Genomic DNA, 25,212 nt, shown 5'->3' on the forward strand with positions numbered 1-25,212 from the left:
ATGAGCGATTGTACAGAAAATACACTAATAAAGTCACGCGAAGGCACTACACAGCAAGAGCGTTACCTTTCTTTGCTTGATCCTGAGAATGTAAAACTCATGGGGTTTGAAGTAAAGGATTGGATGAACTTTGCAGAAGAGTTTTCAAAACACGTACAATTATACGATCAAACAAATTACCAAACGCCAAGCGGAACTTGGGAACCGTTTCACAATGCTTCTGAAGAAATTAAAGAAGTTATTGAAACCTACACAGAGGGAGACATTACGCCACAATTGGCACTATTCATAGCGTTCTTAAAATTATTAAACAAGAGTAAAGAGCGATTCAATCAAATTACACAGCGTCATCTTGATTTTTACTATAAAGAAGTATTACAACTCAAGAAAAAAGACGAAAAAACAGATCATGCGTATATTATTTTCGAATTAGCAAAAAATGCAAACGAACAATTTTTAAGTGACGAAACACTAGTAGATGCAGGGAAAGATAGTAACGGAAAAAACCTTCACTATAAACTAGAAGATGAAATTGTCATTAACAAAGCTAAAATAGCAACGTTGCGCAATACATATTCCTATCAAGACGAATCTAATTGGCATGCATCAAGCATTGCAAATTCTGCCGATGGAGAAGGAGGAGAAGCTGAAGATGGAGGAACTTCTTGGTTGCCATTTGGCGATAGAGATCGCAATTTGGCGAAGAAAGGTTTTTCACTTAGTGCACCATCATTATTACTATCAGAAGGTGTTCGTACGATTACCATAAATGCCGCTTTTACATCGTTACCAAATGGAAAAGAATTGCGTTCAATCATAAAAGTAGAACATACGGGAGAAAAGGGTTGGGTTGAACTTCCATTTGCTGCAGTTACAAAAGCACAAACACTAAATAATGCTGTAGCAATCGTTATTGAACTAACAGAAGATGATGAAAAGATTGTTAATTACGATGCAGAAATTCACGAAGGAGCATACAGTACAACATATCCAATCATTCGTGTCTTATTTTCACAAGAAGATACTTCTGAAAGTACATATGAGACATACCTATTACTAGCAAATGCAACTTTACAAAACATTACCATTACTACAACAGGATCATATTCTGAAAACCTAACTATCAGAAATGATTTAGGAAAAGTAAAAACTGACAATCCGTTTTATCCATTTGGAATTCAAGCAAAAAAACGCGCTAGTTTAAAAATTTCTTCTGATGAATGGATTGGAAAACGAATTAGTAATGTGGAAGTATCTTTAAGTTGGAAAGATCGTCCAGATAGCTTCCAAGAACATTACCAACAATACATAAAAGAGTACATTGAGCTCAAACCAACTGAAACGTTCAAAGATATTTATGATGCCATCAAAGCAGGAACAAAAACAAGCACAACTTTAGTGACTGGAACTGATGGAGAAAATCGTTTTAAAGTAGACGCAAATTATATTGGATCAGTAAAAACACGTACCGAAAGTGTTGCAGATGCAGTAGCCAAAGAAGATGACGATGATGAAGAAGTTGTACGCAGAAGAAGATTAAAAGAACGTCGTGCCAGAGAACAAAGACGTAGCAATGATAGAAGATTAATTGGAAGAAGAGACAAAAGATCTCGAAGACATTCAGAAGAAGAAGTACGTGCAATGCGTCATAGACATACTGATAACAAGGACACACGTAGAGATGCCGACGTTGTAGACAGAACATCTTCAAACGGACTAGGACAACCCATGTTTAATGGTGCTTCAAGTGTTACATTCAGTAAATTTTTGCCGACAAATACAACGTATGTACCTAAAAAATCAGATGATTATTTTGTACAATTGTCTTTACAAAACAGTTTTTTACACGATGCGTTTTCAAAAATATACACTTATCATGCTTTAAATGAATTGGCATTACCAAATAACGCATACACGCCATTTGCTGAAAATATTTCGGTAAAAGTGACCAGTGTAGAAACAATTGCAGCCAATAAAAATGAAGTACAACTATATCACGAATTACCTTTCGGAATCAAACGCGTAAAACGCTCCAACTTATCACTAATGGCATTGCCAGAAGATGGAGGACAATTATACATTGGAATAGAGGAGGCAATTGCCGATCAAAACATTCAACTGTTATGTCAAATTGAAGAAGGTTCTGAAAATCCAGATGCGATAGAAACCTATGACAAAGCAACCGTAACATGGCAATATTTATACAACAATACATGGAATAATTTAAAACCTGCATATTTACTCAAAGACCAAACCGATAACTTTTTGAAAGCTGGATTGATAGCCTTTACAGTACCAAAACAATTTGGGGACAACACGCTCTTTGCAGAAGACTATTTATGGATTCGTGCTACGATTTCTAAACCGTATGATACCGTATCAAAATTTACAAACATTCATGCGCAAGCAGTAGAAGTACAATTTGTAAATAACGATAATACTACGCAACATTTGGAAAAAGGAATGCCAGCAGAAACCATTTCAAAGCTACAAGATCGTTTGGCTACTGTAAAAAAAGTAATGCAACCGTATGCTTCTTTTGACGGTTTACCAAAAGAAAGTGACTTGGATTTTTACCGAAGAGTTAGCGAACGATTACGTCATAAAAACAGAGCTATAACGCTATGGGATTATGAACATCTGGTACTTCAAGAATTTAATTATTTACACAAAATCAAATGTCTTAATCACAGTACAAACACTAGCTTTAAAGCGCCAGGAGAAGTATTATTGGTTGCCATTCCAAACATTATTGATCAAAATGTATATGACATATACAAGCCAAAATTGAGTCAAACTAAACTCAATGCAATTGAAACGTACATTAACAAGTTAAACACCTTGCACATAGAGGCCAAAGTAGTATCGCCAGTATATGAACCTGTTACAATTCTATTAAGCGCACGATTCTATGAAGGTTTGGATGCTAATTTCTATGCGAAAAAACTAAAAGAAGACTTAGCACAATACTTGTCGCCGTGGGCATTTGACAAAAATCAACCGATCTCATTCGGAAATGCTTTATACGGAAGTGAAGTCATCTTTTACATTGAAAATTTAGACTATGTAGATTATATAAAAGATTTCAAAATGCTGCACGATGGAGACGAAAAAGATGAAATCATCCCAACAGATCAAAAAAGTATATTAACCTCAGTCGTGCCAGAATCACACACTGTTACCGCTATTACAACTGTAGAATGTTAAACGTAGACGAACATATCACCATACCGAGCAATGTAAGCTATCAGAACGACTTAGATTTTCAACATCTAAGAGATGCAGGACAGCAATATATTGAAAATCTCAGTCGAAAAATCTGGACAGATTACAACATCACAGATCCAGGAATTACGATCATGGAATTGTTATGCTATGCCATTACGGACTTAGGATTACGAATAGATCAACCTATTAAAAACTTGGTTGCTTCCGAAGAAGACAATTTCGAAGGAATGCACGAGCAATTCAAATCTGCAAAAAACATTCTTACCTGCAAACCAGTTACAGCCTTAGATTATAGAAAATTATTCATCGATATCAAAGGAGTAAAAAACTGTTGGTTGGCAATTCACAAATTACCAATACATGCAGATTGCAACGAGGAAAATCCACGAATCAGCTTTGAACCATTTGTAGGTTCTGAATACAATACAGAAACCATCTACGTCAAAGGACTGTACACCATTTTAGTCGATTTTGATGATGATGAAGAGTATGTAGAAGAAGACATCATAGCTACGATCTTTACAAAATATCATGAAAACAGAAACCTTTGCGAAGACTTAGTTGAAGTTAAAAAAATATCTAAACAATGCATTCGTGTATGCGCAGAAATCCAATTGGAAAATGGCGCCAATGAAGAAAAAGTACATGCAACCATAAATTGGGAATTAGGACAGTACTTATCACCAAGTGTACGTGCAAATTCTTTAACAGAAATGTTAGATAGTGGACTTTCGCCAGATGAAATATTTGAAGGACCAATCTTAGAAAACGGGTTCTTAACGCCAGAAGCATTACAAAAATCAGAATTGCGCAAGCAAGTACGTTTGTCTGACATCATGAATATCATCATGAAAATTGATGGAGTCAAACTAATTGAAGACATCAGTATAGACAATTGTCTACCAAAAGTAAATGGTGAAGATGGAGAATGCAATCAAAACATTACGGCAAAAAGCGATCCTTGGTTGATCTGTGTAGAAGAAAACCATTTACCAATACTCTGCGATCAAAGTACATTTAAATATAAAAAAGGCTTCTTACCAGTTGGATTAAACCAAGAAATGGTTGCTGAATTTACGGCAGAACTTGAAGCAGCAGAAAAAGTAAGTACAGAAAAATCATTTGATGACTTGCCAATGCCTTTAGGTGTGTACAGTCAAATTAAATACAATACGGTACAACATCATTTACCAGAAAACTACGGAATATCTAAATATGGCTTGTCCAATACAGTTCCAGACGAACGCAAAGTACAGGCGAAACAATTACAAGGATATTTGCTCTTTTTCGATCAAGTATTAAGTACGTATTTTTCGCATTTGGAACATGTAAAAACACTCTTAGCAGCAGATGAAAACCTGCAACAAACCTACTTTTTCAAAGCTGTAGAAGGCATTAATGGAATTGAGACTTTGCTTGACAATTATCCAAAATACAAGCAAAATGTAGAGAATATCATTGACAAGTTGGAGGATTTTAACGAACGTAGAAACGAACTCTTAGATCATTTAATTGCACGTTTCGCAGAAGTCTTTGAAGATTATACCAATACGATGTACAAACTCTTTGGAAAAGACAAAGACAGTGTTGAAGCAAATATCATCAGTACAAAAAATAGATTCATCAAAGAATACGATATCATCAGTTCGGAACGTGGATTAGCATTCAATTACAGAAGTGAAGAACAATGGGATACAGAAAATGTGTCTGGATTCCAGAAACGAATTGCACTATTATCTGGTTTAGACGATTATTCACGACGCGATTTATTCAACGATTACATCAGTATAGAAACGTTACAACGTAATACAGAACGAGATGGAATTCACTTTGAATACCGTTGGTTAATCAAAAGCGATAGTAAAGTATTTCTATCATCGCAAAAAGACTTTGTTACCAAACAACAGGCAATCAATGAATTATTGGAAGTTTTAAAACTAGCAACCAATCAAGACAATTACGTATTACGCCAAACAGAAACAAGATCACAACGCTATTACATTGCTTTGCTAGATGAAGAAGGAGAAGTAATTGGAAGACAATATAACCATTACTACGCTACCCAAGAAGCTGCTGAAGAAAAGAGACTCGAAGCCATTGCATATATAAGCAACTTATTATTTGATGAAGGTTTCTACATGATAGAAAACATATTGACATTACCATATCATACTAAAAAAATTGATGATTTAAACGATTGTTTGCCTTTATGTTTAGATGGATGTAATGCTTGTAAAAAAATAGATCCATTCTCATATCAGGTAACTATCATATTTCCAGGATATACGCCGCGATTCTCTAATATAGATTTCCGCATTTTCATGGAAGACTTAATCCGAAGAGAATTACCAGCGCATATTTTACCACGAATTTGTTGGGTTGGACACATTGATGGCGCGTTAACCCGAATAGAGGAAATAGAAGTAATTACAGGTCCAATAGACGGAGAAATCTCCGAATTAGGAGAAGTTTCATCTCCAATTATTGAGGATACCGTAGATGAAGCTATTTCAGAACCAATTGATACAGTAACGCCAATAAATGTAAATGATTTATCAGATGGAATGATACGAAGAAGTAAAATATACAAAATCGTAGATGACGATGAAGCCTATGATATGAAGCACATTCAAAAAGCGTGGAAACAATTTTTAGAATCCAAAAAAGGAGAACCAAACTATATGGCATCGCACCAAACAACCAAAACATTACTCTGTGCGATGAACCGAATGAACACCATTTACGCTACAGGAACCTTACATGATTGTAATGATGATGATGGCGAAAATAAAAACAGAATCATACTTAACAGAAGCGCCTTGGGTTCACTGTAAGTAGTAAAATTATATACTAGGTATTAGGTATTGGCTGTTAGATCTTAGGCTTCACAAAAGAAACCAAGACTCAAAACCCAAAACCAGTAAAAAATAAATAGAGATGAAAACAATAGAGAAAAAAGAACCGTACTTACACACCTTAAACACACGCGGCAATATCTATGAAGAATTTTTGCCGGATCAAGTTTTAACACATAAAAATCTAAATAAAGTTGTAAATTACTTCGAAGATCAAGATCGGTTAAGTCGTGTGTACTTAATAGGTGTCGGTGTTGGTTGCGGATTAAATATTGTTTCATACTCAAACTCATACATAGAAATTGGTCAAGGTGTCGGTGTAACAACCGATGGAGACATTATAAAATCAGAAACACGTAGATTTCACTACTATTCGGTACTGACTGATAGAGCGTCTTACGAACTATTTGATGGACTACAGGTATATGAGATTTACGAACAAGAGGAGGCGGGACGTCTGAGCGACGAGCTTCCGCTCTCCTCTTTTACAAGTAACGAATCAGGCGCACTCAGAGACTACATAGTTGTGGCTTATGTTGAAAATTATTCAGAAGATGAAGGTTTATGCGGTGGTTCTGGTTGTGATGAAACTGGAAATAAAATATATAGCAATCTCAAAATTCTCTTAATTCACAAAAGCAATAAAAATGCACTCGTAGCAGAAGATACTATTTACAACAGTCACGATGTACTATCGTACTATGATACATTGCCAGAGTTGTGCATGCCACGTTTATTGTTAACCAAAGACAATACGACTGCAGGAATTGATATTCACGATCAATTTACAGCAAGTTTTTCTCTAAAAACAGATTTATACAATGGAATAACAACGATTATTGATCGTTTTAGCCATCGTATCAACTTTGCAAGGTTTGGAGTAACCATTCCGCAAATCACAGCATATTTTGACGATATTTTTGTAGTTCAAGATGAACCTTTTATTCAGTATAAATACGATTTACTAAAAGATTTAATTGATACCTATGGTGAAATAAGAGACTTAATACTCTTCACACGTTTTGAATGTGTAGCAAATATAAATGCCTTTCCAAAGCACTTACTCTTAGGAACTTTGGAAGAAGCAACACGTTTGCAAACACGTCATGAATTTTATCCATCACCGACGGTTTCGGAAAATGATGAAAATCTAATGGCAATTAGAGCATTGTGTATCAAATTTTTCAACCAACTAAAAGAATATAAAATACCAAATACATCTTCGGCAGCCATCAAAGTAACGCCATCAAAGAGCTACGAATTCAAACTGAGTGAACGTTCCATTCCGTACTATTATGAAACAAAAAATTCACTCATATCCAATTGGAATCCATCGGCAATTCAGTTGCGAAAACTAAAAAAGCATTTAGGATATCACGTTGCAAACCTACAAAACATTCCATGTGTTCAAAAACCTTTAGAATACAGTCATTTAGACAAAGATTTCTATCGTATAGAAGGACATATTGGCAAAGATTTCCGTTCAGCGTTACGTAAAATCAATAGTCTAAAAGCAAAATACAATCTAGCTTTTGATGTAAAAACAGTAAGTATTGGATTTCCGGTAAACAAAGTGTCACTAGAAGATGATACCTGCAACACAAAAGACTATTCCATCTTATTACAAACTTGGGAGCAAGAATTTTGCTGTATAGCAGAAAGTGCTACAGAATTCTTCTCAAAATATCAATTTGATGATTTAGGAAACAATGACACCAGCACTGATGTATACGCATTGGCTACTCAAAATCAGCAACAAGTATTGCAATTATTAGGAAGAAGACAAACTACGGGAAAATCTGAAAATCCTGAAAAAATAGCAGGAAAAACCATTAATACAAATGCTGAAGTATTAGAAGCAGGACAAAGATCAACGTCAGCACGTTACAGTCAATCACTTCAATATGCTATAGATGAAGCGTATTCGTATGTAGGAACACAAAATGTAGCAGGATTATATTTGGCAACTATTGCTTTAGGAATCATAGATCAAGCACAAGGTACGGTAGACAGAACAAGTGATTATTTCTTCTATACAGAGGCGCCAATCAAAATAATTGCGGGATTGGCAGACATCAAAAATAACTTCTTACAATCCTTAGATGAAGTATATGTAACAGAAAAGTGGACCGCACTCAACAATGCTATCGAAGCATTATGTACACATGTAGATCAAGTTCTATTTGCAATATCGGAAGCATCAGACGATGCTACATATGGAACAAAGACACACGATAAAATGTACGAATTCTTTATTTATGAATTATCTAAAATCTGTTGTCTAAAAGAAAAATTAGCATGGTTAAAAGAACAAATTGACGAAATCAGAGATAATTTATACAGAGAACTCATTCTATCAAAATTAGTAGAAAAACATCCCGGAATAGAACACATGGCTGGTGTACCAAAAGGAGGAACATTCCTAATGGTATATCTCGGAGGAACAGAAGAATTATTAGAAGATGATACCAAACTAAGTCAATTCAACGGAATTGTACAGTTTGACTTTGCCTTACCATACATGTGTTGTTCGGATTGTCCGCCAGAAACAGTTGTATACAATGCAGAACCAGACATTACTCTCACAATCTCAAAAACAAAATATTGTTTACCGTCAGATGATGGACAAGTAGACTTTATAATTAGTCCAGTAGATGGAGTAGTGACATCACCACAAGGCGATGCATTCATCGTAGCAACGGATTCAGGGTTTGCATTTGACCCTAATGCAGTTCCAGATGAATTGTTAGGAGAACCATTAACATTCTTAGTAAATGGAACAACACCGCTTGTACCGCTAGAACTTTGTGTGTTCAGATTGCCTACAGATATAACTCCTTCAGTAGAGTTTTTATCGTGGGATGAAGCAGGAATCAACTTAGATTTATTGCTAAGTCATGACTTAGATATGCAAACTTATTACTCGTATGTTTGGAATCGTGCAGATGGTTCTGAAATAGGAACGACAAAAGAAATCCTTGCAGCATTCTTTGCAAATCCGGGAGAAGCATTCCAAGAAACAATTACAGTAACCATTGGTGTTACAGGAAATCCTGTACCATGTACAGTAACGACCGATCTAGTAATTGATTTTTCAAGACCTGTAGAAGACAGTGTTACTGTTCCACCAATTATCTGTCATAGATTGATTGAGACAACACCTGTGTGGACATCAATAATCATAACTCCAGATGATGCAGCATTAACATCGCCACAAGTACCCGTTGATGGAGTAAACTTTATAGAACAAGACAATGATGGAAACTATTTTATAGATCCAGCTAAAGTACCAAACGATTTAGCAGGCGATGCTATTACTTTTGAAATTGATGGAAGACCAGTTTCAGGAGTATCTACACGTGTAGCGAAGCTACCGTTTGCTATAAATACAAACACACCATCACATGAAATTATTGGATGGGACGAAACGGGTGTCAATGTAGATATCAATGCTGTACATATATTTCAATCAGAAGATTATATCGAATATCGTTGGATCGATCTAAATAATGATAACATTGTCATAGGAACAACCAGAAACCTCTCAAACTTTAGAATAGAAAACAGTGGTGAAGATTCGGTAATTGTAAACTACAGAGTTTTTATGAGCGTTATCGGATTAGAAGATTCATGTGTAGAAAGTTTTGATGTCGGTTTCACGCTAAACAGACCAACCTTGGAAGTGCCAATAGGTATATGCTTTGGACAGTCAGTAGAATTAAGTGTAAGTTCTGGAGATATTGTAACGACTTCACTAGATAACAATATCATTCAAAATATATCTGATGTTATTACGCTAGAATCTGGCTTAGTATCAAACTCGGATGTAGGACAAACTATAGAAATTTTTGTAAATGGTTCACCAACTGCAACTACAACAGTATACAAAATTCCTACAGTAGAAAATGTAGATGCTGACTATGTCTTTAAACGTTGGGATGGAAACGATTTAATCGTAGATCTTACTGTAAACTATTCTGTACCAGGAGTAAACAATCCTCAAGGGTACATAGAAACAAAATGGTTTGATGAAAATGGCAATCCAATTACAACAACTACGGATCATGTAATTGCTGCAGGAGGAGACAATGTAGATATGAATTATACAGTGATTGTTTGTGTCCAAGATAACTTAATGGATGCAGATCCTTGTGAAACACCTTCTGTTGATGTACCAATTAGAGAAGATGCGCCAACTCCAGACTTACCAATAGATTTAGGCTTATCTGATAGATATTGCTGGAAAGAAGGAACGACGGCATTGAATATAACGATTCCAGTTTCTCCTAACGACTTTACAATCACATCACCGCAAGTAGGTACAAGCATACTCAGAGCAAATGCAGCTTCGTATACATTAAGAGCTTCTGCAATTTCTAATACACTTTCTGGGAACCTTATTGAGTTTTTGATTGGAACTACAAGAGTAGATACAACAAGAGTATACAAATTGCCAGCTGATGATAGCATTTTGCACAATCGTCCGGCTTCGCAATGGCAAGATGGAAGTTACATTTTCAGATTAAGTCATAGCTTTGATGATAAAGATTACTTTAGTTACAATGTGACTGATGCAGCTACAGGACAACTTATAGAAGAGTCAGAACCAGGAGCATTTAAAATACCAGCAGATAATAATTCTGTCAATCGACGTGTCAATATTACCATATTTGTAAATGGTTTAGATTGCTCATCATCAGCATTAATAACAATTACAGACATGCGAGATAATGGTGATCCTACAGGTGACCCAATAGGAGATCCAATTGGAAACCCTACTACAATGGCACGATTGAATTGCGATACATCATATACAGATAGATTATTAGATTTAGGGGTTAATACAGATTTACAAGGATTAGAAACAAAATTCTTTTCAGAATCATTTAGCAATGACATAACAGGAAATGTCATTACTCCAATGAAGAATGTGGTTAAGCAAATGGAAACTTCTACGGATATTAATAATGACAGTATTGGCGCAATCAGTCAAATCAATGGCTTGCGTGATGAGTTGAATAATAAATATTTAAGAAATACAAGTTTTAGAAGTGATAAAACATCCATTTTAGAATTAGATGAACTTCTTGAAATTATGTCACTTGAATTATTACGATGCGTAGATGAAGAAAATGCAGAGCTAAGAGGTATTTATAATGAATTGATTACTACTTCTAATAGTAGAGATACAGATTATGGTGAAGGTTCTCGTTCAAAAATTACACAAGTATACCTAGATAGTTTCTCAACCAAAAATGACACATTTAAAAACACGATAAATAACACGTTTGTCAAAGGAGGAAGTGTTAGATAGCATGCATACGATTCACAACATAGCGTTTGAAGTAGATGTAAACTACGACAATTCGTTGGTCTCTTGGGAACAATACTATGTTGATTTTTTTCAAGAACGTTTATTACCGCGAGTAGAACGTATGTGTGATGATTGGGACAAAAAACATCCGAATAAGAGATGTGTGATTGATGAAATTGATATAAATGTTGAGGTGGGTAATCTTGATTTGGGAATCTTGCAAAAAGAAATCATTCAGCAAATCAGACAACAATTGCACAGTATTCAATCTGATGGTAGTAGTACAGATGGAAATATAGTAGCAACGATTACAAAAGAAGCTCCGCCATTTGATGCTTTGATGAAATATTTGGAAGAAGGAATCTTACCAGGGCACATATCAGTAAAAGCATTTAAAGAATGGTTAAGCGCTATTGCGGAATTCACTTCTGCGGAAAAAAACAAGTTAACAGCACTATTTATAGCAAAAACGGAAGCTATAGAGCGCATGTTGTCATTATTGCGGAATGATTATGAGAAATTCTCAAAACTTATCACAAGTAGACAGGAAATCACATCGCAATTCGTAAAGCTAGAAGCAACATTCTTTCAGCAGTTCTTAAAGATACTTTGCAAGCAATTTAAACTGACATACAAAACGGAAGAAGCTGATATTTGGTTTAAAACCTTGGGTTTTAGCAGTTCATTATCGCAATTTTCCAAAACATTCATTCAGTTGCTGAAACCAAAAGCGCAGACAGAAAACAAACAGTTTATAAAGGTTAATGAAGCACAACTTGCGATATTGGTTCTGCAAGCAATGGCACAATATGAACAAAATGAAAGCATTACAATACTTGCTTCAAAAATAGCAACAGTTGTCAATAATAATAGGATACAATCGCAAGAAAACAATAAACAATCTATTAAAAATAAAGACACCAAAGAAATAACAAATAGCTCTAAAAATACGGAAACTAAAAACAAAGAAAAAGAAAATACATCGACATCAGAATTAAAGTCGGAAGAGTTTCAAACAACAAAAAGTAAACTCAAAGAAACAGAAAATCATCCTACTAAAAATACGTCAATTAGAGTTGTAAAGAATGAACATTCAGTAGAAAGCCAAGGAAAGATAGGAACCGAATCTAATCTCGCGGAAGCAAACAGCAAACTGCAAGCAAAAAATATTGATGAAACAGTAATGTCTAGAGAATCAATAATAAAAGATATGGATCTAACCACTGAAAAAGCCGGGCTCATTCTGGTACATCCTTTTTTGTTTAGATTTTTTAACGGTATTGAATTGCTTACAGAAGACAAGCAAATTGATGACATTGGAAAAGCATGCATGCTACTACACTACATAGCAACTGAAACAGAAGAGGTCACAGACGTTGAACTAACACTTGAAAAAATACTCTTAGGAATTCCGCTAGAAACTGTGGTCAACTATCAAACGCCACTTACCGAAAAAGACAAAAACCTTTGCGAAGAATTACTGCTAGCTGTACTAGAACATTGGGTTGTACTCAAAAAAAGTACCATCAATACATTGCGAGATATGTTCCTAAAAAGAGAAGGAGAACTTACCATGACGGACAAAAACATCAAACTAAAAGTAGAAAGAGCAGCACAAGACATATTACTAGAAAAAGTTCCTTGGAACATCAGTTTACTTCGCTCAAAATGGATGGATACTATGATGCATGTAGAATGGTAAAATAACTATAGAAAAACTAAAAATACAAATGAATACTGCGCGTGCTCAAAAAAATACAACGGATACATCGAAAGGAAATTCCTCTCGGTCAAGTTTATTTATTGCACCAACGCAGCTAAAAAAGAATAAGGAAAACACTGCAGCTAAAGAGACTCCCGATTTATTTATTGTTGCTTCGCATCAGAAAGAAGCACAAGGAACGCAAGAAAGTGCTCAAATGTCTGAAATGACGAGTACTCCTTTTATGAATACAACTTCTCTGACTCAAACTTCTTCTACAACTGGCACAACTATCAAAGAAGAGCAAAAAGAAGAAAACCAAGAAACACAAACTCAAGAAAAAACGCAAGAACCGACTTCAAAAACGACGGAAGCTACAACGGAAAAAGATGCTACAAGCGTAGCAAAGGGAACAGAAAAAGCACAAACCAAAGGAGAACAAAAAGGAACTCAAAAAGCAAAAGGTACCAATGGAAAAGCGAAAGGTAAAGGTGCTGGCGGAGGCGGAAAAGGATATTCAGTTCCTGGAGCAGCACAAGCAGGAGTTCCAGAAATAGAAACAGTAAAAGAAGACGATGCGCCACTTGCGTTATCAACGGAAAACGGAAAAGTATATGCAGACGGATTGGTGAGTCAATCTCCATCCAACTTCATGCGTGGCGTCAAAGAATCCAATACAACCGTAGCAGAAGTTCGTAAAAATGAACAAAAAACACTCTCAGATTCACTTCCAGAAATAGAACAACCAACTGGAGTTCCAACAAAATCTGCAGCTCAAAAACAAAAAGCAAAAGCAGCTTCCGATCAAGTTGGAGCACAAATACAAGGTGACAAATCAATATTGGGCGATCTTACTCCTACAGGAAAAGTCAAAGGAGATCAAATTCCTACCGAAAGTGTGCAACCAGCAAGTTCTGTGTTGGCTAAAATAAAAAGCTTCTTTAGTGTAGGAAAAAGCGGAAGCGAAGAAGATCGAAAGTCGGAAATCAAAAGTAGTATCAGCAAATTACCAACTTCAGAAAGTGTAAAAACAAGTCCTGGAGAAAAGCCAACGGTAGATTTAACTGGACAAGCCTATCAAAACAAAAACAAAGATAACTTAGACGAATCTACAGCAACAACCAATAAAGAACAAGAAAAAAATCTTGCGGAGAGTAAACTCTACAAGGGTGAAGATGACATTTATCCAGAAATGGAATTAGAAATGTTATCTCCAACAGTTGAATTAACGGCACCACCAGAAACGGCAGCACTTTCAGAAGAAATACCAAATGTATCTGCCGAAGTAAAAAATAGTTTTGATACACAAGCAAAATCATACATAGATCAAGAGTTAGAACCTGATATGCAAAAGCAAAATGCCGAATATGAAAAAATGCAGGCAGATCAGGAAAAAGAGCGTATACAGTCTGAAAAAGACATTGATGCAGAAACACAACGCGTAAAACAAGAACAAGAAACTGCACAAAGCAATGCAAAATCAGATGTAGAAGCACAACGCACCGAATGGAAGCAGGAAAATGAAAATGTAAAGAAAGAATACAGCGAAAAATCAGAAGCTGAAAAGAAAAAGGTAGATGGAGACATTGATACGCAGGTAAAAGATGCAGACACAAAAATTACTACGGAGTACGACAAAGCGAAAAAAGAAGCAGACAAAGAAGTAGCGAAAACAGACAAAGAAGCCGCTGCCAAAAAAGCGCAAGCAAAGAAAGACTCTGAAAAGAAAAGTTGGTGGGACAGAGCTATCGATGCCGTAAGTAGTTTCTTTGACAAACTAAAAGAAGGCTTAAACAAGCTCTTTGATGGTTTGCGTGCACTAGTAAAAGGTTTGATAGAAGCTGCTAAAAAACTAGCTAATAAATTGATTGATTTGGCACGTGATGCTATTGTTGGATTAATCAAAGCCTTTGGAGAAGTCTTAAAAGCATTGGTAAATGTAGCTTTAGCGGCATTCCCGAAACTTCGAGATAAATTTAATGCCGCCATTGACAAAGCTGTAAACGCAGCAGTAGACGTTGTAAATAAATTGGCAGAAGGACTCAAAAAAACTGTAAATGCTTTACTCGATGCACTTGGAGCTGTACTCGACGCCATACTTGCAGCATATCAAGCATTCTATAACTTATTGTTAGATGCGATGAAGTTCTTAGTATCTGGTTTAATTCAGATCATACGCTTCTTGTGGAATTTACAAGTAGGAGCGTGGTATGCGCCAGGACAATTCTTTGGAGCTTTAGCAGAAGTTGCTTTAGGAGGAAATCCAGCAGAGCCATTAAAAGATTTTGAAGTTCCCATAGGACAAGAAGAAGCTTGGGCAGCAGCTATGGGTAAAAACTCAGGTGAACAAACGGCTGATGCAACAAGTGCTACAAAACCAATTCCTGAAGCATTACAATCTGTACTCACCAAGTCAGAACTAAGTGATGATGATGTTGTATTAGAACCATATCCTGCAGTTACATTAGAACCTGAATTGATTGCTGATTTGCCACCAATGCAAGATGGCGTTCCGTTAGAATTAGGAGGAGCAGGAGCAGATGCAATGACTACACAAGATTTCCAAGCTTCTGCAGCAGATGCAGCTGGCTATGCATTTCCGCCACAACAAGTAGAACAAACTGTTGAACAAAATGCAGGAGCAACTGGACAATCAGTGGATCAAGCTGCCGAAAAACCAACTCCAGATTGGATCAATATGACTGATCAGGACAAGCTAGATCATTACAATAATCAAATGTTGGTAGAATCGTAAGCAGTTGGAAATACGGCACCACAACCAGGAAAAGTACCGTCTACACCAAACATGGATAATAATCCTGCAGTTTTGATAACCAAAACAGGACGTTTAGACATGGCAACACGCTTGGCGTTTATGGGACGTCAAATGATGACTGGATTGCAAGTGTTTTGGAACAAAAACAAAGTATGGATTATTGCTGCTTTAGTGGCTGCATTAATTGCTGCAGGACTCATTGCATTCTTTACAGGTGGCGCAGGATTAGTAGCCGCTGTTGATATTATTGTAAAAGCAATGATCATCATCTTTGGAGCGTATGCAGTATATCAAGCATTAGGACATATTTGGGATTATGTGAAAAAAGCGTGGGCAGGAGATGCCGTTGGCGCAGGAAAATCTTTAGCGATGGCAATGGCAGTGATTGTGATGGAATTCTTATTAGATAAAATTCTATTAGGAATGGGTAAAGTCTTTAAGCGTGTCATGGCTGCAGCCAAAGCAACTAAAGTAGGGCAAAAAGTAGTGAAAGGTGTCAACTATGTTCGTAGAGGAGCAACCAAAGTAGGAAACGTTGTCAAAAAAGGAGTCGCTAGAGTTAAGAATACACGTTTGGCAATTCGAATACAAGGCATGGTTGGTAAAGGAACGAAGAAATTAAGTAACTTACGTAAGAAAATATTAGAGAAATTCAAATTCAAACGAATTTGGTTTCAAAAAAGAGGAAAATGGGTTGAGCTTTGGGCTGAATTTAACCCTGACTTCTTATTAAGTACGACAGATGCTGATACTGGAGAACCTATTAAAGTGAATGCTGATAATAGGTTTACACAAGCTAATAAACCGCAATGGCGTAAAAAAGCAGATGGAACGTATGAAGTCAAGGTAGATGCAAATTCTCCTTGGAAAAGTGCTAAAAGAGTAGATGATCAAATAGATGTGCCTGCTAAATTTAAAACAGATGGTCAAGGTAATATCATCGAAGATACATTCCCTCGAAACAGACCTGCCAAACCAGCGGATGTTGATAATCTTCCTGAATTGGATAGAAAAATGCTAGATGCAGAAACAAGACGTACTCAAATTGATGCTGAAATAAGAACAAGTAGAACTCCTGAAGTAGAAGCCGCATTAAAGAAAAAGAAAGATGGAAAACCATTAACCAAACAAGAACAAGATTTATTAGATGCACATCATAAAGTAACTAATAAAAAAGTGAAAAATAGTGAGCAAATTGGAGATATTGGCGCTGAAGATGCTATTAAGAAGAAGCATGGTAACATAAATCATACAGATACATTTGAAGGACCAGGTGTATTTGATCAAGTTCACAAAACAGATGCGGGAGACTTTGTTTTAGTAGAAGCAAAAGGAGGTAGCTCTACCTTAGGTTCTGCAAAACATCAAGGATTTAGAGTAGAACAAGGAACTAAAGAATATTTTGATTATGTTTTAGGAAGAATGCGCAACTCTGGTGATGCAGCAAAAATACGCATGGCAGATGATCTAGCAGCAGCGTACGATTTAGGAAAAGTAAGATTTTATAAAGCACAAACGCCTATATCTTCTGCAGGACAAGCACAAAGTACTGTACTTACAGAATTCTTAATATGATAAACTATGGAGAATACAATAGATTTTAAAAATTGGGATCAAGGAATTTTTGAATATAAGCTATCAAGAAACTTTGAAGGATTTAGAGATCAATTCATAGAAGTTGTTCAAGGAAATGCTACACGCCTCCATAATTTATTTGCTAGGAATAAGCTTTGGTTTACGTTGAAATATGTAGAAAATGAATTGTCATTAAAAGAACTGACAACTTATTTTAGACATGCAATGCAAAGTAGTTATGCACATATTATAACAGAAGAAAATATAACGAAAGATCAAGAAGTTTGGGTTGCTGATAAAAAGGTGTTGCTTAAAAAATCGGCAAAAGGACAAGACACTTCTGTAGATAAGTTGATGGATTTCTTTTTTATCGCCTCTATATGTCGTTGTAAAAAAGTGATAGAAGCTGTATTACGTCAAACGGATCCTGGACCATTTTTTCACAATGTAAACTTGTCAAAATCCTATCATTATCCGTACTACTATTTAGAAAAATCTTTGCATAAAATAGATGAAACAATCATTGAGCGTCAGTTAGAATCTATGAATATGAAAGCTGAAGGTTTTTTTAAACATGATGATGAATGGAACGATTGGTATCATGCAATCTATATTCCCTTAAGCGAATTGCGAAAAGCTTTTTACTTGCGAGATGAAGCTTCTTTCAATGAAAAATTGCAAGCAGCTTTAGATAAAGACCGTGCATTCAATGACGATGAAAAAGGAAGATATGCAAATCCAGATAATTGGCTTCCTTGGGAAATCATTTCGTTTGCCTGTAGAGCCTTTGATAAAGGTTGGAATATAACAGTGGAGGACAGTCGATTGCCAGTATTTTTAGTTGAAGGTAAATGTATTATTACAAATTTAGCACCTTAATTCAGTTACTACAAAATCCCCAAACATAGGTAAAAATCGTACAAATCTATTTTAGTATATTTAAGTATACAAAAGTAAAATCGCACTCGTATGGAAGCTAATCTACCTAATGAAGAAAAAGTTAAGAAATCAGTACTTGCTAAATTAGGCAATGGATTCTACAATTTCTTTGCATCATTGAACAAATTTCGACGTTCTTCTTTTTTAAGTATCATCATACTCATAGTCATGTTCTTATTGATCAAAGGACTCGATCAAGCATATACACTTTTAGTAGATATGATTGAAGATGATGCTTCTTGGTCGCTAATTTTATGTTATACAATCATTTCTGTATTTGCCTTGGTCATTTCGCACTATCCCATTTACATATATTACGCAAAAGATATCAATGACAGTAAAGACGAAAACTATTGGTACGCTCATGTTTGGTTGCGGTTTTATAAAATATTTACATTTAGTAAAAAACCAGTATCTCAAAAACCTCGGAGAGAATGTGAAAAAGATAAAAAAGAATATGAGCAAGATTATATGGCAAAGTATTTCCGTTACTGTTTGGGCTTACTCATTTTTTCTATTTGGACATATTACATCTTCAAAACCTACGAACCAAAGCTATTATTCGCGTATGATACCTTAGATGGAATATGGTGGTGGAATATCATTTTTTATGGATATCCTTTTCTAGTCATGTTTTACATGCTAACCAAAAAGCATAAAATAGAGAAAGAAAATGCTGTGTATAAAAAAGAAAATGGTACAAATTCTAAAACTTATGACAAGTTTTATACGTTTGGAGTAATATCATTTTACTTAATTACGATGATTTCCATAATACTATTGCTCTTAACGGCTTTTTGGGCAAGTTTTAATACAACATCGTATTTCTTGTTACAGTTCTTAACGCTATCATTAGCCTTAACATATATAAGTTTTCGACTCTTTCGTACAAAGTTAGATACCTACGCATCTATTAGCGATGTAAAATATATAGAAGTAAATTTTAACTACGTAGTGTTTTTCTTCATCATTGCAATCTTAATTTTAGGATTGATCATGTATAGCAATATTGCTGTGGCATACGATTTACCAATGCCAAATGCTATGGCGATCTTATTTAGTTATTTCTACATCTTTTATTACGGATTTGCATGTATGTTAAAATATCTTTTTGTAGTACAAGCGATCAAAAGGCAAAGTGAAGCATATAAGTGTGGAGATATTGATGAAAAAGAATATCTCGCTTATTCTGGTTTGCAAGAAGGTAGTATTTCTCGTCTCATTCCACTATCAGAACAAGAAAGTTTTGTGAAAAAAGGACAAAAAAGAACAGTGTATAGTTTAGGATTAATCCTTGTGATTATAGGAGTATCTATGTACATAAGTGAAAGTCCTGTACATGAGTTAGATACTTGCGAACTTCGTACTGATACTGAAGTTTTAAAGATGAACGACTATTTAAGTACACTCAATACAAAAGTTGAAAATGACAAGCCAGTTATTTTTGTAGCATCTCATGGAGGTGCCTTAAAAGCCAATATCTGGACAATGAAATTGTTGAATCATATCCAAAAGGCTACGGATGGTGAGTTTTTAAATCATACGGCTTCTTTTTCAGGAGCTTCTGGAGGAATGATGGGACTTTCGATGTACGCGGTTCTGGCAGGAAAGTTTCCAAAAGATACTGCAGGTAATTATAAAAATATTAGTGACAGAATAAAAGCAGTTGCATTGAAAAACTATGCTTCAATGGATGTTTCGTATACTTTAGGCTGGGATTTTCTTCGAAAAGCAATTCTATTCCGATACCTAAGTCAGCATAGAGACAGATCATATTACTCCATGGTATCATATCGGAACTTATTAGAAGATAGAGAAGATGATCGAAGACTGGATACTTTTTCATTTCAAAACTACTGGAAAGATAGCATCTACGATAAAAACAAATACTTTCCAGTAATCTTAGTGAATACAGCCAAAACCAATGGTAGAAGAGGAGTTTTTAGTTCGGTTCGTTATGATCAGTATGAAAGAAACTTATTTTTAAATGCTGATAATTTAGCACAATTAGAACCAATAACAGATGGCAAACGACCAGTAATTTCGTTTTACCAAGCGGTATCTTGTACCAACCGTTTTCCTGGGTTAAGTCCAGCCGCCAAAATAAAAGGTTATGGGCATTATATAGACGCTGGAGCTATTGATAACAGCGGATTGTTGACAAGCTTAGATTGGTACGATTTACTCAAAAATTCGGATGATGCTATTATCAAGCCAGAAACCAATGTCATTTTCGTAGAAATCATAAACGGAAAATCTAACTACATTAAATATTTAGTAGAAGAATTTAAGGATGTAACAGGAATAGATTTTATTGTATTCAATGAAAAAGAACAAGGAAACCTATCAGCAGTCATCAGTGCAGGAGCTAATCTAGATAAAAATCCAGACTATTTTAGTGACTTAATAAAACGTTTGGAAGAGCGTGGAAGAAAACCAGAAGCGCAAATCACAGATTCTACAGACATTGCTAGAAATTGTTGTAAATATCATGTAAAACATTTACCAATTTATTTACCAAGAGTCATCACCATAAAAGATGTAGAAGGTTTTATTGGCGGAGTTGTAGCGGATACTATCAAAAATTCTGAAGGAGAAAAAATACCAGTTAAATCCAAACTAATTGAATACCTCTCTAAAAAGAACAAGGAAATTTATGCAATGACAGAAGATACATTGCGTAAAACTGAATGGGAAACATATGAGCCTACATTAGCACGACATTTGAGTCCAAGTACACTTTTATACTACAATAAAGTTTTGGACAGAAGTGATCAAATAAAACAAAAAGTCAAATTTATAAAAGAAGCACTAAAAATGGAAGAGTAGAAAAGGGGAAAAACACCCTAAAAATAAGTGTTTCAACGGTTTTATAAAACAGGAACTATTCTTTTATTTATATGTTAAAATTGAGCATTGACCAAGTGCATTTTTTTAACACATAAACTTATAGGATTATGACAACAGAACTCATAGATTATATAAAACAAGCCGTACGATTTCGACTGGTAGATATTTCAGGAAGTAATGAAGAAATTGCATTTCCTTCGTTTGACTTTGCCAATGACGACTCAGAGTTTTCAAAATTTGTAACAGAGAATAACTTCCAAATCTATGAAATTTTGATACTGCTGCTTTCCATGTTGCCGTATATTGCACCTGGTTTTATGACAAATATACTCTCTGAATTCTTCCCTGATGGAAGTGATTTTCCTGAATTTGGAGGAGTAAAAGGAACGCAATATCGCGGAATCTTGCCTACAGGTGAAACGGCTATTTTTATTGTGGTGGGCGATAACTACAGAGCGAGAAACTTTATCATATCAATATTTAATGAAGAACATGTATTTGCCAAAAAGTCAATTTTGAGACTTGGAAATGTACCTGTAGGTGAACCAAAGATTAGCGGAACTTTATTATTAGATTTTGAATATGTAGAACTATTCGTTTACGGTTCGGTATCTAAGCCAAAACTTAGTCAAGATTTCCCAGCAGAATTGTTAGAAACACAAATGGAATGGGACGATTTGGTTTTAAATGATAAAACGCTTGATGAAGTCAACAATATCTTGGTTTGGATGGAACATAATGAAACCTTATTGAACGACTTCGAAATGCGAGACAAAATCAAGCCAGGATATAAAGTCATGTTTTTTGGTGCGCCAGGTGTTGGAAAAACGCTTACAGCTAGTTTGATGGGAAAACAAACAGGAAAAGATGTCTACAGAATCGATTTGTCATTGGTGATTTCGAAGTACATTGGAGAAACGGAAAAAAATCTCTCTAACCTTTTCAATAAAGCAAAAAACAAAGATTGGATTCTCTTCTTTGATGAAGCTGATGCTATATTTGGAAAGCGTACCGGAGTTAGAGATGCACATGATAAATATGCTAACCAAGAAGTATCATACTTATTGCAACGTATCGAATCACATTCAGGGTTAGTCATACTAGCTTCTAATTATCGTACGAATATTGACAAGGCTTTTACCAGAAGATTTCAATCTATCATCGACTTTGAAGCGCCAGGAATTCCTGAACGTTTGCGACTCTGGCAAAAATACATTCCAGAAGCTTTTATGAATGATGAAATTGATTTACAAGAAATCTCAGAAGAATATGAAGTAACAGGAGCCAATGTTGTCAATATTGTACAATACGCCTGTTTACAAGTCTTAGCGGCAGGAGGAACACAATTGACCAATGAAATCTTAATCGACGCAATTCAAAGAGAATTTATCAAAGAAGGAAGAATGGTGTAGTAGTACGTTTTGTATAATAAAACTAACAGCATAAAAACGCTAATAGTTAATATAAGACCGTGTTCTATTATGGTAAGAATCCATTATAAATGAATTGAATTCAGCGTTAAAATATTTTATAAATATTTCTTTTTCAGAAAGATACGTAAATCTGTCTATGTCGGTATATAATGGAGTAATCATTTCTTTACTTGTAACAACGTCTATAAAACCCTGCAAATCATTCAAATCATTACCCAAGTAATCAGAAGCATTTCGCACAGATTTGATCAAGATCCGATTCCAGAATTTAATCTAAAAACGGCAATTACAAATTTCTCTGAAAAAGTAGAAAATGAACAACTCAAAGTACATACGGCAATTCATGGTTTGGAACATTTTCAAAATTCACAAATCAGTATTTTTATCTTTCGAATCTAGCAAGAATTGGTCAATAATGCCATCAAACATACAGAAGAAACAACGTTGACCATTTACATCACCAAAAATGCAGATGCCATAAATATTATGGTTCAAGATGACGGAAAAGGTTTTGATGCTAACCAATTAGCAAATGGAATCGGATTGAAAAACCTACGTAAAGAAATACTAATCATGGAAGGAAACTGTGATATTGATTCAAATCCAAATCGCGGAACAACTGTAAACATTGATATTCCAATAAGAAACTAAAAAATTACACACATGAATAAGCTACAATTATTACTATGCGATGATCACAATTTAGTTTCGGAAGGTATTGTAATTATGTTGCAAAGCGAAGATCGTTATGATATTGAAATTGTGACTTCAGGAAAACAAGCCTTACAGCACATACAATTACATACAATCAATGTGTTGATTTTGAACATCTCCGTGCCTGAAATGGACGGTTTGGAAGTGTTAGATGCATTTAAAGAATTTGAAAACCCTCCGAATGTTTTGATGTTGACCATGCATGAACAAGTTAAGTGTATCAAAGGAGCTATTGCCAAAGGCGCTACAGGTTATGTGTTAAAAAGTACCAGCAAAAGTATGCTTATGGATGCGATAGAAAAAGTTGCGGAAGGAGAAAATTTTTACGATCCACGCTTTACAAATATTTTACTCAATAATCCACAAGAAACGACTCAACAGAAGCAGTTGGAACTTGTATAACTTACGCCAAGGGAGATAGATATTCTAAAGCTCATCGGACAAAACAAAAAAACAAAGAAATCGCCGACATCTTTTTCATATCGGTAAACACGGTACAATCACACAAAAAGAATTTGTACAGTAAACTTAATATCCATTCTGTATCAGAATTGGTAACCCAAGCCTTTCAACATGGTTTTGTGGAAACTTAGCGTTAAAAATTTGAAGTCAATATTACTTTAACATCTATGTTATTGTTCTTTTCTTTTCGTAAAACTCTTTAACAATGCAGTTCTGTTTTTCATAACATAACCGAAAATCAAAGTTGTAAAAAAAGAAAAAATAGCAAAAACTAAGGCTGGTTGAGACATAACTTCATTTTTAACAATAGTTGTGCTTACAAGCAATGCCAAACCTGTGTTTTGAAGACCTACTTCAATCCCAATTGTAGTCGATTGTAGGTTATTCAATTTTAGTTTTCTAGATAAAAAATAGCTGCCAATCATTGAAATGCTATGAAGTAGTAAACAAGCAGGCAATAAAACATAAATTATTTCTTGATTGATGCCGCTACCTCCATTCGTTTCAGATGCAAAAAACTTTACACCAAAAACAAAGGCAAGCAACAGGATGTTAAAATACTTTAGATAATTCTGTATTTTTTGAATGGTTATTGGATATTTCTCATTCAAAAAGAGTCCAATTAAAACTGGAAAAATTAAAACTAAGAAAACCTGTGTAATCGTATTTACAAGACTTAAATTCTCATTACTTTTTTCCAATTCAAAATACTCCAAACCAAAAAAAACTAAAGTCGGAATTGTAAATAAAATGATAAAAGAATTGACAACCGTTAGTGAAATAGATAGTGCGACATCCGTTTTCAATATATAGCTTATAAAATTAGAAGTTGTTCCTCCAGGACAGATAGATACTATAAAAATTCCCATTTTCCACTCCGGACTCAGATCGGTAAAGGAAACAATAAGCAACGCCAACAAAGGCAAAGCTATAATTTGTAAAACTAGGCCTATTGTTAAGCTTTTAGGGTTTTTAAACACATTTTTGAAATCTTCTGTTCTTAAAGAAGAACCTATACCGAACATTATTAACCCTAAAGCAAGGGAAATTAGAAAGTCTATATCCATATTTAATCTCTATACTGCCAAGATATGCAATTATATTTTTTATAAAAATATAATGCTCTTATTTATGTTACACAACACAGTTTTGTGGAATTGAGAAAAGTTCTTACATCTAAAATAAACAAACAAACCATTCTTTTTTCATGTAAAAAGTTACACGCCTACTTTGTATCCTGTTTTTAACATGTACATTTTCCTATGCGCAAAAAGTATCTGCTGAATTGCTGACAAAGCAGATAAAATCTTCTTCAGTACAAGAAAAAGATAGTCTTTTCAATGAGTTTTTAGATATTTCAAATA

At 34.9% G+C, this 25,212-nt stretch carries 13 protein-coding genes; 12 read left to right on the plus strand and 1 reads right to left on the minus strand.

Annotated elements, in window-relative coordinates; translation table 11 throughout:
• From MK119_RS05215 to MK119_RS24210, 12 genes are all read left to right on the plus strand, one after another.
• Nucleotides 1-3,207: a hypothetical protein gene (locus tag MK119_RS05215; protein WP_290671550.1), complete on the plus strand. Its 3,207-nt coding sequence runs from the start codon at nt 1-3 to the stop codon at nt 3,205-3,207.
• Nucleotides 3,201-6,062: a hypothetical protein gene (locus MK119_RS05220; RefSeq protein ID WP_290671552.1), complete on the plus strand. Its 2,862-nt coding sequence runs from the start codon at nt 3,201-3,203 to the stop codon at nt 6,060-6,062. Before MK119_RS05215 ends, MK119_RS05220 begins: the two co-directional genes overlap by 7 nt.
• 103 nt (nt 6,063-6,165) lie before the next feature.
• The gene (locus MK119_RS05225; RefSeq protein WP_290671554.1) at nt 6,166-11,397 is read left to right on the plus strand and encodes a hypothetical protein; all 5,232 of its coding nucleotides are present in this window, start codon (nt 6,166-6,168) and stop codon (nt 11,395-11,397) included.
• Nucleotides 11,372-13,099 (plus strand): contractile injection system tape measure protein, encoded by a 1,728-nt coding sequence (locus MK119_RS05230; RefSeq protein WP_290671556.1) that lies wholly within the window; start codon nt 11,372-11,374, stop codon nt 13,097-13,099. Before MK119_RS05225 ends, MK119_RS05230 begins: the two co-directional genes overlap by 26 nt.
• 28 nt (nt 13,100-13,127) lie before the next feature.
• The gene (locus MK119_RS05235; RefSeq protein WP_290671557.1) at nt 13,128-15,854 is read left to right on the plus strand and encodes a hypothetical protein; all 2,727 of its coding nucleotides are present in this window, start codon (nt 13,128-13,130) and stop codon (nt 15,852-15,854) included.
• A gap of 51 nt (nt 15,855-15,905) precedes the next feature.
• Nucleotides 15,906-17,450 (plus strand): hypothetical protein, encoded by a 1,545-nt coding sequence (locus MK119_RS05240; RefSeq protein ID WP_290671559.1) that lies wholly within the window; start codon nt 15,906-15,908, stop codon nt 17,448-17,450.
• A 6-nt stretch (nt 17,451-17,456) separates the two neighbouring features.
• On the plus strand, nt 17,457-18,329 hold the full coding sequence (locus MK119_RS05245) for an immunity 49 family protein (RefSeq protein ID WP_290671560.1): 873 nt from the start codon (nt 17,457-17,459) through the stop codon (nt 18,327-18,329).
• A gap of 90 nt (nt 18,330-18,419) precedes the next feature.
• Nucleotides 18,420-21,218 carry a hypothetical protein gene (locus MK119_RS05250; protein WP_290671562.1) on the plus strand — a complete coding sequence of 933 codons (2,799 nt, stop codon included), beginning with the start codon at nt 18,420-18,422 and terminating at the stop codon, nt 21,216-21,218.
• A 128-nt stretch (nt 21,219-21,346) separates the two neighbouring features.
• Nucleotides 21,347-22,651: an ATP-binding protein gene (locus MK119_RS05255; RefSeq protein ID WP_290671564.1), complete on the plus strand. Its 1,305-nt coding sequence runs from the start codon at nt 21,347-21,349 to the stop codon at nt 22,649-22,651.
• Nucleotides 22,652-23,077: 426 nt separating this feature from the next.
• Nucleotides 23,078-23,323 (plus strand): ATP-binding protein, encoded by a 246-nt coding sequence (locus MK119_RS05260; RefSeq protein ID WP_290671566.1) that lies wholly within the window; start codon nt 23,078-23,080, stop codon nt 23,321-23,323.
• A 12-nt stretch (nt 23,324-23,335) separates the two neighbouring features.
• Nucleotides 23,336-23,788, plus strand: coding sequence for a response regulator transcription factor (locus MK119_RS05265; protein ID WP_290671567.1), 453 nt, complete (start codon nt 23,336-23,338; stop codon nt 23,786-23,788).
• The gene (locus MK119_RS24210) at nt 23,785-23,979 is read left to right on the plus strand and encodes a LuxR C-terminal-related transcriptional regulator (RefSeq protein WP_366512773.1); all 195 of its coding nucleotides are present in this window, start codon (nt 23,785-23,787) and stop codon (nt 23,977-23,979) included. Before MK119_RS05265 ends, MK119_RS24210 begins: the two co-directional genes overlap by 4 nt.
• A gap of 39 nt (nt 23,980-24,018) precedes the next feature.
• Here MK119_RS24210 and MK119_RS05270 read toward each other — a convergent pair whose 3' ends face one another.
• Complete coding sequence (locus MK119_RS05270; RefSeq protein WP_290671568.1) at nt 24,019-24,915, minus strand: bile acid:sodium symporter; 897 nt, start codon at nt 24,913-24,915, stop codon at nt 24,019-24,021.
• Nucleotides 24,916-25,212: the final 297 nt, after the last annotated feature.

Origin of the sequence: Kordia sp. (assembly GCF_022447245.1) — a bacterium.
Lineage (GTDB): Bacteria > Bacteroidota > Bacteroidia > Flavobacteriales > Flavobacteriaceae > Kordia.